This is a genomic window from uncultured Campylobacter sp. (assembly GCF_937997595.1).
GTDB lineage: Bacteria > Campylobacterota > Campylobacteria > Campylobacterales > Campylobacteraceae > Campylobacter_B.
Window position 1 is genome coordinate 1 of record NZ_CALKTS010000206.1, and the last position, 11582, is coordinate 11582.

The following is an 11582-nucleotide window of genomic DNA, read 5'->3' on the forward strand; positions in this document are numbered from 1 at the left end:
TTCACTATACGCTACCGGGCTTGTATTGCACTCACCAAGCTCATCCTCATCAATGCTAAAACAACATCAATCATATTTTAGAAAGCGCGTCAGTTGGCAGGTATAAAAGAGAACTATTGCGAAAGCGGTGCAAAATACGATACCTCCGTGCCGAGCTGCTTAGCGCTTGCTGCTCTGCGCGCGCAAATCCAAGATCCAAAAAGAGATTTAAAGTAAAGTAGCACTTGCCACCCTACGCGCGTGCAAACAGCTCAAAGCTGCCAAAAAGTTTGCGCTCACTTCGCCACTGAGCGCAATTTACCTATTACACAGTTATTAATGCTTTCAGATTTTAACTTGTTCACTTTTACTTTCCGTCTTTTAAATGCCTGCGCACAGCTAGCTGCAAAGACGTATTCGCTGGATATGCCTTGTAGCTAGCCCCCCTCATACCCTAGATAAAAATCCGCCGTAATTTATGCGGATATTTGACAGAAGGATTGTTTGGATGCTATCTTTCATACGAAGCCTAAAGCGCTACGCTGATATACTAATGCGCGCCATTTTTTTTGCTCTGTGCGCGCTGCCTACGTCGCTGCAGTCACAATTTTATCTGATACGACACTTAAAGACAACCTATCGCCAAAACTACCGAAAAGCTTTTAGCCTTATTTTTTCTGCTTTAGAATTTAGTCTCAATCAGTTCTTTGCTAATAAACCGACAGAACTTCCATGCTTTTATATAACCCATCCACGCGGAATTTAGCTAAATTTATTTGGATTCTTAAAAACGTGCCAACTTTTCTATCGCGTCTTATTTCGAATAGCAGCAAAATTCTATCGCCACACTGCAAAGAGTTAAATTCTATCGAGCAAATTTATTAAAAATTTTAAGAGCAGCAAAAGCGATAATGGATGGTTAATGCTTTTCTATATGGATACCGCCGCCATTAAATTTTAACCAAAAGGCACCCCTTAAATTTGTACTCTTTAAATTAGCCAGCAAAAGCTTAAATTTCAAGGTTTCCTACGAAAGCAAACCCCGAAATACTTCATTAAGCGGCGCAAAAGCCGCTTTAAATTTTATCCGGCGACGCGATTTACCCAGATCAAAAACTCATCGCTTGGGTTCTCGTCGTCTAGATGCGCGGGAGTGACGAGCTCAAGCGCAGTCTGCGGGATCGTCGTTTTGAACGTCTCTATTACCCACTGCTGAAATCTCACGTTTGGATGCACGATAAAATCGTCGCTGTTTGGCAGCGCGCTAAAATCCTCATCCCAGCAGATCTCGTCGTATCCGATCGCAAGCAACCGCAAAAAATCAAGCCCGCTATGAGCCAAAATGCAGGTCATCGTCGAACCCGAGCCGGAGCCCATGTGCGGGGTCTAGCCTCGCCCGCATCGTCCAGCCACAGCGCGCACATCGAGCCCTCCGAGCCGCTGCCTGCGAATACGCAAAGCCGCTGCTTGATCTCCGCGGCAAGCTCTCGATCCTCGCCGTAAAACCAATACCTTAGCTCCTCGTCGCGATTTTTCGGCTCATCCGTGGAAAATACGATGTCGGTGCCGCCCTCGCGCTCATCGTCGCTCCAGCTCTGCTGCAGCCGATCTTGCGGGTAGAGATAGCCGCGTCTGCGCCCGCCCGCGTCGTCATAAAAGCCGTTTGCCTCGATCCACGCATAAAGCGCCTGGGTCTCGCTCGGCACGCGCATACCCTGCGGTAATGCCTCGCGCAGCTGCGCTAACAATAAATTTTCCACGATCGCTCTTTTTGTTAAATTCGCCGCTCGAATTTTACTGCATTTCGGCTAAATTTACGGATATTTTTCTAATATCTGCGGCGTTTTACGCGCCCCGTCGCCGCAAGCGCAAATCGGGCTCTTTAAATTTAACCGATTTTCGTTGCGATACGCACGCTGCGGCATGAGCGCATATTTGAAAAAGTATGATAATTTTAAGTAGAAAAATGCGTAAAATTTTACGACCTAAATTTTACTATTTTAAGGTTTCTTTGCTTTTTTGCAGAAATTTACGGTTTTAAATTTAGCTCACCGCAAAGAGTAAAATTTTAGCGATATCTATAAATTTAAAATTTCCCGCGCCTTTTGTTTGCATGCCTCAAATTTTTGCTCAAACTCCGCGCGCCTTTGCAGCTCGTTTTTCGCCCACATTTTTGTGTATCCCGAGCTTCGCCCCAGAAAATATACATAGCTCGTATTCTAAAATTTCGTTATAAACGGTACTTTGTCATTATTAAATTTACAAATTTTGCCGCCGTCTGATAGGACGAGCGAAATTTCGTCTAAATTCCAAGCTCGGCTCTTACGAGCGCTTCGTTTTGCGGCGTCAAAAAGCCCGCGATATCCTGCCACATGGAGTGAAAGCCGTATCCGTCATCTATCATCTCGCTGCGCGCGGCATCCAGGCTCCAGCCCTGATAGATCACGCGGTACATCGCCACCACAAGCCCCGTGCGATCGGCTCCGTGATAGCAGTGCACGAGCACGGCACCCTCCTTTTGGCGCTCGCGAATAGTGTGCAAAACGTCCGCTATCTGCGCGGGCTTTATCTCCCAGCTGCGAAGCGGCTTGTTCGCGAGCCAAAATTGATCTCCGAACGCCCTTTTGTCGCCGCCTCTGCTAAAATGGCGCAGATTTACGATGCTTTTGATGCCAAGCTCGTGCAGCTTCGCTGCGTCGCCTCCATCAAGCTGAGCGCTGCGAAACAGCAGCTCGTCCACGCGGTAGAAATTTTTCGCTTCGTCGATGAGGGTTGCTTTTTGCGATGAGTTTGGGTTTGTACCGCTCGCTGCGGTATCTGCGTTTTTAAAATGCGCGTGTTGAAATTTGGCGTCTTTTGCGTCCGCGAGATTTTGCTCCGCGCCGCTCGTTTTTCTAAAATTTATGGAATTTGCTTCTGTCGCAAGCTCCGCATGTATGCCGGTCGCAAAGCAAAATACAGCCGCTAGCGCAAGGGTTTTAAATTTCAAATTTCATCCTTTAAATTTGGCTAAATTTTATGATTTTTGTAAAATTTGACGCCAGACGGGTCAAAATGCAAAATGGCGAGAGCGCCTAAATTTAACGTAAAATTTGAGCGTCAAGCCCGCCAAAATCGCCGCTAAATTTTGCCGCAAGGCCGCAAGCCGCGCCGTTAAAATCAAAATTTCGTTTCAAATTTCCCCGTTCCCGCCCTCGGTATCGCTAGATCAGTACGCGGTAGTTACATTGCGTAGTTACATTGCCCTTGTAAATTTACTGAAAATAAATCGTAAAAGGGGTGCGCCGTTTCCGCGAGCGCTGCCATAATTTTTTGTACTCGCCCCTTGCGATACTTACCCGAAATTTTAATTTTCACGAAATCCTTTCAAATTTCGCCGCTAAATTTGACGATTTAGTCGATCAGATCGGTCTGCCAGTTCGCGCCTTGCAGCGTCGTGTCTAGCTGTCTTATCTGCTTTGCTAGCTCGTCCACCTGCTTTTGCAGTGCCGCGACATCAACCGTGCTTAGGATTTTAATCTCGCTGCGCGAATAAATCTCCACTTTTTGCGCAGCAGCTTGCGCGAAAGCCCGCAATGCGCCCGCTTTTAGCGTTAGTACGTCGCGCTTAGCGATCAGCTCGGTTAGGCTCTTGCCGTCCGCTTTTGCGGTGCAGTTGGTTAAATTTATCCGAACGATTAGCCGCTCAAGCTCGCTTGTGAGCGCGTCTAGCTCGGCTAGCAGCGCCTTTGGCTCCTCGCTAGGCTTCTCGCCCTCTTGCACCTTTGCGTTATCTGCGAGCCTTGATTTTAGCTGCTCGATGCGTTTTTGTATGTCGGCGCGCAGTATCAGCGCCTCGGCTAGTTTCATTTTTGTCCTTTTTAAAATTTATTTGCCGCCGCCAAGCTGTCGATCCTGACCGTAATGCGGCGAATACGGGCCGTAGAGCAAGCATTTGTTGCAGTTTTGGCCTAGCAGCATCGCATCTGCGCTCGCAGAGAGCTTGTATCCCGCATCGGTGATCGTATCGCCAACCTGCTTAATGACAGCGGAGATCAGCATGCCTACAAGATCGTTACTGCCCCTGCTTGAGTCATCGCTTACCTGCGCCGAGCCCTCCCAGAGCGTCGCGCCGCTTCGCAGATCCACTAGCCTAGCATTGACCGCCACGACGCTTACGCTATTTAGCAGCATATACGAAGTGCCGTATTTGACGACATCCATGTATAGCACGGCGTCCGCGCCGAAAATCTGTCTTAGCTTGTGCGCAGAGACGTTTTGGATCTCGCTCGCTTCGTAAATTCCGTTATTTTTGAAGGTCTCATGCACGAGCGCAGGCGAAAATACGTAATAGCCCGCCTCGCTTAGCGGATAGATCGCGTTGGCAAGCACGGCAGCACCTGCATCCACTTCGGTTGTTTCGTTTGTCGGCATCAGCACCAAAATCGATCGCGGCTTAGCCTGCTGAAGCGCCGAGTAATCGTAAATTTCAGGCTCGCTTAGAGCGCACGCGTTAAAAAACAGCGCCACGAATACGCTAAAAATCGCTATTTGAGCTTTATTTTTCATTTTTTAGCCTTTTTATTCGTTTTACCGCCCTGCTTTGCGGCAGCTTTGCCTTGCTTTGCAGAGGCTGCTTTGGCGGCTTCGCGTTCGCTTGATCCTTGGGCTTTATCGGCGCCGGGCTTGACTGCAGCCTCAGCTTTTTTAAGCGCGGCGGGGTTTGTAACGAAGGTCAAAAACGGCTTTGATTCAGGGAAAGCCTGAGCTTCTTTTTCAAAGCTCTCTCTCGCCCTCGCGCCGTTGCCCGCGCTTAGATACAAAAGCCCCAGATGCGAATAAAGCCCCGGCGGGACTTTGAGTCCCTTTTCGTATGCTTTTTGGATAGATTTTTCAAGCGCTTCGATCTGCTCGCCTACGTCGCCTTCTTGCTTCAGATACTGATAAGTCGAGTCCGTGTAGCTGCCGTCCCAGTAATAAATTTGATTCCGGCTCCCGCCGCCGCAGCCGCAAAAGATCACGGCCGCAGCAGCAAGAGCAAAAGCGCTGCTCGCTTTCAAATTTAATCCTTATCTTACTTTAAACGCGCCGTTTTCAAGGCCGTTTACGAGATTATTGACCGCTTCGATGATCGCCAGGCTTAACACCTTGCCGTTTAGCGTCGAATCATAGCCCGCAGTGCCGCCGAAACCTAGCACTTCTCGGTTTGATAGCTCATACTCGCCCGCGCCCTGGGTCGAAAAGACCACCTCGGACGTTCTGACGTCAACGATGTTTAAATTTACTTTAGAATACGCGGTTTGAGTCTTTCCTTTACCCAAAATTCCAAACAGCTGATGATCTCCAGTCGTCTTGCGGCCGAATTCCGTCACGTCGCCGGTGATAACGTATCTGGCGCCTTTTAAGCTTTGTGCGCTTTTGGAGATTGCGCTTTCCTCTTTGATGGCGCGCATATTTGTGCGATCAAGCACCGAGAAACGTCCTGTTTGTTGTAAGCTTGAGATCAAAATTGTCTGCGCTTGGTTGCCCAGTCTATCCTCGCCGTCGGAGAACACCCCGTTGTTGTAAGAGGACTGGTTGTTAAAGCGTCCTACCGACACGGCGATCCGCTCGCCAGAGTAGTTGGTGTTTAAACTCGCTACCGTAGGGGTTTGCACTACGCGAGAGCTTTCTTTCGCGCATCCGCTAAATAGCGCCAGCACCGAAGCCGCAATAACGGCAGCCGATATGGTTTTTTTGAAATTCATTCTTTACTCCTTGAAAAAATTTACGTATAATATCTCATTGTTTCTTAAAATTTTATGTATAAATTTAAGCGCATAAATTTAGCAAAACGGGAGCGATGATGCTTAATATTTTACTGGTCGAAGACGATGAGGCTTTGAGCTCGGCGATAAGAGAGAAGCTGCTTGATGAGGGCTTTAGCGTGAGCTGCGCCTTTGATGGCAAGCAGGCGGCAGAGACGTTAGACGAGGCGCACTTCGATCTGATCATCTCGGACGTGATGATGCCTAAGATGGACGGCTTTGAGCTTAGCAGATACGTTAGGCGCGACGGCAAGAGCCAGCCGATACTGATTATAACGGCAAAAAGCGAGATCGAGGATATGCAGACGGGCTTTAAAAGCGGCGCGGACGATTATATGAGTAAGCCGATAAATTTAAAAGAGCTCGTGCTGCGCGTGCATGCGCTACTAAGGCGAGCCAAGATCGCAAACGAAAAGCGGCTTCTCATCGGCGGAAGCGAGCTTGACTACGATACGCTTAGCGTCCGCACCGAGGGCGAGCGGATAAGCCTAGCGCCGAAGGAATTTCGTCTTTTGTTTCTGCTGCTAAGCTACGCGGGCAGAATTTTTACGAGATTTGAGATAATGAGCGAAATTTGGGGCTACGAAACGGACAGCGACGAGCGCGTCGTCGATACGCACATCAAAAAGCTACGAGCAAAATTTGAAAACTCCAAGGACTTTGAGATAATCACCGTGCGCGGGCTCGGCTACAAAGCGGTAAAAAAGGAGCGAGTATGAAAAAATACCTCATCAGCCTCAAAAGCTTCATCGCGTTTTACTCTTCGCTCGCATTCGGCGTGATAAATTTCATCGTCTGCTTTGCGGTTTGCATGCTTTTTTACATAGGCATCGGCGGCAAGATCGGCGGGTTTTGGGACGGAGTGGCGCTGTGCGCGATCATCTGTCTAATCACGATGGCGCTAAATTTCACCCTGCTTTACTTCGGGCTTAAAATTTTATTCCGCCCGATCAAGCGGCTACTTGGCGCGATCACTGCGATCGCAAACGGCGATTTTGAGGCGCGCGCCGAGCGCAAGATACACAGGTACCGCACCGATTATGTCTATATGCACGAGCTGGACGAGCTTGTGGTAAACGTCAATAAAATGGCGCAGAAGCTGCAAAAGCACGAGCAGCTACAAAAGGAGTTCGTCTCAAACGTCTCGCACGAGATGAAAACGCCGATCTCCTCGATCGCCGCGTTAAGCGAGATGATAGAGGGCGGCGTGAGCGAGGAGCGCGCGGTGCGATACGCAGCATCCATCGGCGCGGAAGCAAACCGCTTAAGCAAGCTCTGCACCGACATGTTAAAGCTAACCAGGCTTGATAGCGGCGCGGCGGTGCGCCTAGATGAAGCGGTGCGTATCGACGAGCAGCTGCGGCAATGCATCATATCGCTGAGCCAAAGCTACGAAGGGCACGAGTTCGAGCTAGATTTATCGCCGCTTAGCGTGCGATCAAACGCGGGGCTGCTAAATCAAATTTGGCGAAATTTAATCGAAAACGCGCTTAAGTACTCGCGCCCGGGCGGTAAAATTTTCGTCCGTTGTCGCGCTTGCGATGGCTTTGCACAGGTGATCGTAAAAGACGAGGGCATCGGTATCGCGCGCGAGAAGCTGGATAAAATTTTTGACCGATTTTATCAGTGCGAGGAATCGCATAAGGAGCTCGGCAGCGGACTTGGGCTTAGCATCGTACGCAGAGCGCTCGATATTTTAGGCGGACAGATCGAATACGAAAGCGAACCCGGCATCGGAACCGAGGCGCGCGTTAAAATTCCGCTTTAAATTTCAGATCAAGACGGTGCAGATGAGCTGCGTTTTGTAATTCGTAGCTCGCCGTAAAATTTCGCCCCACAGGCGCAAGTCGCGCCGATGCAAGCTTTGACGATACAGGCCCTGACGGCGCAATCCTGGCCGATGCAATCTTTGATGATACAAGTTTTAACGACGTAAAAAAGCGGCGTGTCGCGCGCCGCATTCACATAAAATTCTGCTTTAAATTTTATATCGATTTGCCGCGGACGCCTCGCGTGCCGCGACGAGGTCGGAATTCTGCTTTAAATTTACCGCGCATTACGACTTTACCGCACATTACGGCGGGCGGCAGGCTCGCTTAAATTTGCCACGCCTTAACACAGGTAGCTAAATTTTGCCTGAAATCTGCCGCCGCTCGCTCGCGCTTTGCAACGGACGGAGAAATTTTGCCGTAAATTTCAAAAGACACATTAAGAACACAATCACCTTATATAATCCCGCCCATAGATCGATCGGGCACGCCCCTAGCGGTCCGAGTCCGGCAAATAATAAAATTAAAAACAAAGGAGAAGCGATGAGTAAGGCCGTACTTCACTCGGTGCTAGCGATAGAAGCCATTTTATGGGGGCTTTTGTCGGCCGTGATTATAGGTGCGTAATTTTACGCTTTGAGCTCGGCGATCTGCCGAAATAATTTATAAAATTTACGAAATTTGCGCCCCGCTTCGCATCTGCTGCGAAAAGGGGCGCACCCTCGCTAATGATTTAAAACAAATTTTAATCCACCCGCCGCCTGTTGCGCAAACCTAACTACGTGCAAGCCCATGCCGCACGCAAACCTCGCTGTGTGCAACCTCGCCGCGGATAAGCCGACCGCGCAACTAAAAATCGAATAAAATTTTAAATACTACGAGCGGACGGACGAGCTAGTTGACGCCCTATTTATCCGTGCCTTTTGCAATATGCGCTTGCCCGCAAACAGCTTGCGATAGGAAATGATTTGAGCTGCGCAAATTTTAAAATACGCGACCCGCTCCCAAGCACGCAAATTCACCGCTTTTGCCTCTAAGAGTTTTTTAAAAGCTCTGAAGCTAAAATTTATCCCGATTTAAGATCAAATTTAAACCAAAAGGCGAAAATTTTACAAAAGATGCCGCAAGAGGCAAAATCTCAAAGGAGCCTAGCGTGAAAAGATTGATAAATTTCCTCGGGCGCATCTGCGCAGACCTGCTTGCAGGCAGAGCGCTACTGCATCCGATCCTGCTTACGATCGCATTTTTAGCGGCGAAATTCGGCACGCTATATATCATAGATCAAAAAATTTTAGAAAGCGGCTATGATTTGGGGATATTTGGAGAATTTGCTTATTACATATTTTTCGATTTTGTAGCGGGTGCCTATTTTATAGCTCTTTGCGCGCATATAATCTATGCTTCGCCTAAAGTCAAATCGCTTAAAATTTTACGTAAAATTTTACTCGCGATAATCTTAGCGTCTTGCGCGCTGGGTTATTTTGCTTCGGACGTAAACTACCAAAAACTAGGCGTCTTTGAAGCCTTTTTGATTGCCTCGCTAATTTGCATTTGCATCTATTCTGTCGCAACCGAAATATCAAACGACCGCTCAAACGCGGTATTTTGGGGTTTTGCTTATGTTCTTAACTACATAGGTGCCTTATTCGTAATATTTCATGCGCAAGCCGCCGAAGTCGCAGCCGTCATTTTAATAATCCTTTGTCCGCTTGCGTGGGCGTTTTATTTCAAATACGAATTTCAAAAATCGCTCGCGCAAACGGACGGAGTTTAAATTTTAAAATCTAAAGCATCCTTTAGGCCTAATTTAGGCGCGGCAGGCGAAACGAGTAGCGCTAGTTTAGGGCGATAATTTTTTTGATCGTTATACAAAGTATCGTGACGATAAGTGCGATCATCCAGCGCTTTTGAGCCTTTTTGCCGATCTTGTGCGAGGTTTTGACGCCCGCGTAAACGCCCGCTAGCGAGCCGATGCCTAGCAACGCGCCGATCTTGTAGTATACGAGCCCGTGCGCGGAAAGGCTCAGAAAGCCCGCACTTGAGGAAAATATCACGAAAAATAGCCCCGTGCTGACGGCCTTTTTGATGTCGTAGTTTAAAAAGCTGATCAAAATAGGCATTACGAATACCGCGCCGCCGATACCCACGCTGATCGCCACGGCGCCCACCGCAAGCCCAACGATAAAGAGCAAAATTTTAGATTCGTTGGCCTCGCCAGTGGGCTCGGTCGGGGTTTTGAAGAGTTTGATTAAATTTATGATCTGCACCAAAATGAGCGTACCCAGAAGGAATTTTGAGGAAAAATAGCTTACGATAAAGCCGCTACTAAGCGCTCCGCAAAAGCCTCCGAGCCCCAGCACCAGCGCCGGCGCGACGTCGAGCATTTTGCTTTTAAAATTTACGAACGAGCCGAAAATCGAGCTAAAGATCATCTGCATGATGCTGATGCCGATGGCGTACTTGACATCGTAGCCGAAGAGCATCATCACGGGAACCACGACCGTGCCGCCGCCGATGCCGAAAAATCCGCTGATAAAACCTACCGCAACGCCGATTAAAATGTATTCAAAAAACATCCGTATTCCTTATTTCAGCCCCTTTGGTCTCGCCGAATTCCGCTTTTTGCGGCTCGTCGTTAAAATTTACCGCTTGCAAGCGTTTAAATTTAGGCGCGAAATTTAGCAAATTTAAAGCTTATAGTCGTTTTGCTTCGCGCATCCATTCGCGGTAGCGCTCGCACGAAATTTTTACGTTTTCATATCGCAAGGTATCCGCGCGAAAGCATTTCAGGCTTAGTTCATTACCCTCAAAGCCCGCAAAATCAACCTGCTCGTAGATGTCATAACCGCCCTGTATATAGTCTAAAACATCGACATATCTCTGCTCTTCGCTCATCGGCTCGGCAAAGCTCACCAAATGCACGTCGTTTGGAGCCGCCCAGTAGCAGCCGTCCACGGCCAGCGCGTCCCAACCCCGCAGATAGTGCACGCCGTCCCAAATGAAGCTCTCCTTGCCATCTAGCCAGGCGTCCGGCACGAAGCGCATGATCTGCGCTGAGGCTAGATCAAGCACGCTATAGCCGTATAGATCCTGGCGAAAAACGAGGTAAAATTTGCCGTCTGCGTGGCGGATCAGGCTAAAAAATTCCGCCCGATCGTCTATACAGCGCCAGTTTATTATCTGCGGCGCGCCAAACAGCGTGTATTCGCCGCCGCTAAAGCTTGTCGCGCCGAGCCTATATGCGTCCTTTACGATCTCATATCCGCCGCTTAAATTTATCGTTTGGCGCCGGGTAAAATTTCGTCCCTCGAAAAGAGTTTCCGCCTGCCTGATGCGCGCTTGGTACTGCGCGGAATTTACGGCGTTTGGCATCGTGCGCTCCTTAAAATTTTATGCAAGCGGGTTAAATTTTGCGCTGCCACTAACAGCTCTCGCTTTTTAAATTTCATGTGAACCGAATAAACTTAGCCTCGCAGGGCGCAAAATTTGACCGATAAACGGCAAGCTCAATCATTTGGCGGCAAACCTACAACTACTAAGTGCAATTCGCGTGAACGCTATGCGCCCGCGCCGAAATTTTAAATCTTGCTTTGCGAATTTTTTAAAATTTACCCACAGCTTGGGTGCCCTGCCGATGTTTTGCAATACCGCGTCGCCTTCAACGCTTGCTCGCAAGAAGCTAAAATTTTACTAGCGTATAAAATTCCACGGCATTTTAAAATTTAACGACGTTTTAAATTCCATCGAAATTTGAAATTTCACAATCTTTAAAATTCCGCTAGCATCTTAAATTTTATCCGACGCGAGCAGGCAAACCGCCCGGACGGACAGACCACTCAAATTTACTCGCCCCGCGCGGCGTCGCTAGCTATTACTCAAATTTACTCTCCTCTGCAGTGCACTAGCGTATAAATTTAAAATTTTACTCGCCCGAGGCGCTGCGACTATTACTCGGATTTATTCTCCTCCTTGGCGCCTGAAATTTTATCCAGTACCTTTTTGCCGACCTCGCTTTGATTTAGCGCTTCGAGCATCGCGGCTAGCTGCG

Annotated in this window: 14 protein-coding genes; 4 read left to right on the plus strand and 10 right to left on the minus strand. The window is 48.6% G+C overall.

The window, feature by feature from the left end:
* Positions 1-1062: 1062 nt before the first annotated feature.
* The 7 genes from Q0614_RS07210 to Q0614_RS07240 form a co-directional block, all read right to left on the minus strand.
* The gene (locus Q0614_RS07210; protein ID WP_298787631.1) at positions 1063-1332 is read right to left on the minus strand and encodes a hypothetical protein; all 270 of its coding nucleotides are present in this window, start codon (positions 1330-1332) and stop codon (positions 1063-1065) included.
* Complete coding sequence (locus Q0614_RS07215) at positions 1329-1739, minus strand: hypothetical protein (RefSeq protein ID WP_298787632.1); 411 nt, start codon at positions 1737-1739, stop codon at positions 1329-1331. Before Q0614_RS07215 ends, Q0614_RS07210 begins: the two co-directional genes overlap by 4 nt.
* 542 nt (positions 1740-2281) lie before the next feature.
* A complete protein-coding gene (locus Q0614_RS07220) occupies positions 2282-2968 on the minus strand; it encodes a tyrosine-protein phosphatase (RefSeq protein ID WP_298787634.1) in 687 nt (228 codons plus the stop codon).
* Between the two features lie 404 nt (positions 2969-3372).
* The gene (locus tag Q0614_RS07225) at positions 3373-3828 is read right to left on the minus strand and encodes a DIP1984 family protein (RefSeq protein ID WP_298787635.1); all 456 of its coding nucleotides are present in this window, start codon (positions 3826-3828) and stop codon (positions 3373-3375) included.
* 18 nt (positions 3829-3846) lie between these two features.
* A complete protein-coding gene (locus Q0614_RS07230; protein WP_298787637.1) occupies positions 3847-4527 on the minus strand; it encodes a DUF799 domain-containing protein in 681 nt (226 codons plus the stop codon).
* A complete protein-coding gene (locus tag Q0614_RS07235) occupies positions 4524-5018 on the minus strand; it encodes a DUF4810 domain-containing protein (protein ID WP_298787638.1) in 495 nt (164 codons plus the stop codon). The genes Q0614_RS07230 and Q0614_RS07235 overlap by 4 nt, the downstream gene beginning before the upstream one ends.
* A gap of 9 nt (positions 5019-5027) precedes the next feature.
* Entirely contained in the window at positions 5028-5705 is a 678-nt protein-coding gene (locus Q0614_RS07240) for a CsgG/HfaB family protein (RefSeq protein WP_297989072.1), read from the minus strand.
* A gap of 98 nt (positions 5706-5803) precedes the next feature.
* On the opposite strand from Q0614_RS07240, the gene Q0614_RS07245 reads away from it, so the two are divergent.
* Positions 5804-6484: a response regulator transcription factor gene (locus Q0614_RS07245; protein ID WP_298787640.1), complete on the plus strand. Its 681-nt coding sequence runs from the start codon at positions 5804-5806 to the stop codon at positions 6482-6484.
* Positions 6481-7533, plus strand: coding sequence for a HAMP domain-containing sensor histidine kinase (locus tag Q0614_RS07250; protein WP_298787642.1), 1053 nt, complete (start codon positions 6481-6483; stop codon positions 7531-7533). Before Q0614_RS07245 ends, Q0614_RS07250 begins: the two co-directional genes overlap by 4 nt.
* Positions 7534-7541: 8 nt before the next feature.
* Here Q0614_RS07250 and Q0614_RS07255 read toward each other — a convergent pair whose 3' ends face one another.
* Positions 7542-7730, minus strand: a complete 189-nt coding sequence (locus Q0614_RS07255) for a hypothetical protein (protein ID WP_298787644.1) — start codon at positions 7728-7730, stop codon at positions 7542-7544.
* Positions 7731-7897: 167 nt separating this feature from the next.
* Between Q0614_RS07255 and Q0614_RS07260 the strand changes: the two genes are divergently transcribed.
* Both Q0614_RS07260 and Q0614_RS07265 read left to right on the plus strand, forming a co-directional pair.
* Entirely contained in the window at positions 7898-8161 is a 264-nt protein-coding gene (locus Q0614_RS07260) for a hypothetical protein (RefSeq protein WP_298787646.1), read from the plus strand.
* A 526-nt stretch (positions 8162-8687) separates the two neighbouring features.
* Positions 8688-9308, plus strand: coding sequence for a hypothetical protein (locus Q0614_RS07265; protein WP_298787648.1), 621 nt, complete (start codon positions 8688-8690; stop codon positions 9306-9308).
* 61 nt (positions 9309-9369) lie between these two features.
* Here the strand turns inward: Q0614_RS07265 and Q0614_RS07270 are convergent, their stop codons facing one another.
* Both Q0614_RS07270 and Q0614_RS07275 read right to left on the minus strand, forming a co-directional pair.
* Positions 9370-10110, minus strand: coding sequence for a sulfite exporter TauE/SafE family protein (locus Q0614_RS07270; protein WP_298787650.1), 741 nt, complete (start codon positions 10108-10110; stop codon positions 9370-9372).
* Between the two features lie 118 nt (positions 10111-10228).
* Positions 10229-10906, minus strand: a complete 678-nt coding sequence (locus Q0614_RS07275) for a hypothetical protein (RefSeq protein WP_298787651.1) — start codon at positions 10904-10906, stop codon at positions 10229-10231.
* Between the last annotated feature and the right edge of the window lie 676 nt (positions 10907-11582).

Excerpts from the sequence above, each read along its gene's own strand:
- Q0614_RS07240 (WP_297989072.1), bottom strand. The coding sequence starts at position 5,705 with ATGAATTTCAAAAAAACCATATCGGCTGCCGTTATTGCGGCTTCGGTG.
- Q0614_RS07245 (WP_298787640.1), top strand. The coding sequence starts at position 5,804 with ATGCTTAATATTTTACTGGTCGAAGACGATGAGGCTTTGAGCTCGGCG.
- Q0614_RS07210 (WP_298787631.1), bottom strand. The coding sequence starts at position 1,332 with ATGACCTGCATTTTGGCTCATAGCGGGCTTGATTTTTTGCGGTTGCTT.
- Q0614_RS07225 (WP_298787635.1), bottom strand. The coding sequence starts at position 3,828 with ATGAAACTAGCCGAGGCGCTGATACTGCGCGCCGACATACAAAAACGC.
- Q0614_RS07230 (WP_298787637.1), bottom strand. The coding sequence starts at position 4,527 with ATGAAAAATAAAGCTCAAATAGCGATTTTTAGCGTATTCGTGGCGCTG.
- Q0614_RS07250 (WP_298787642.1), top strand. The coding sequence starts at position 6,481 with ATGAAAAAATACCTCATCAGCCTCAAAAGCTTCATCGCGTTTTACTCT.
- Q0614_RS07275 (WP_298787651.1), bottom strand. The coding sequence starts at position 10,906 with ATGCCAAACGCCGTAAATTCCGCGCAGTACCAAGCGCGCATCAGGCAG.
- Q0614_RS07270 (WP_298787650.1), bottom strand. The coding sequence starts at position 10,110 with ATGTTTTTTGAATACATTTTAATCGGCGTTGCGGTAGGTTTTATCAGC.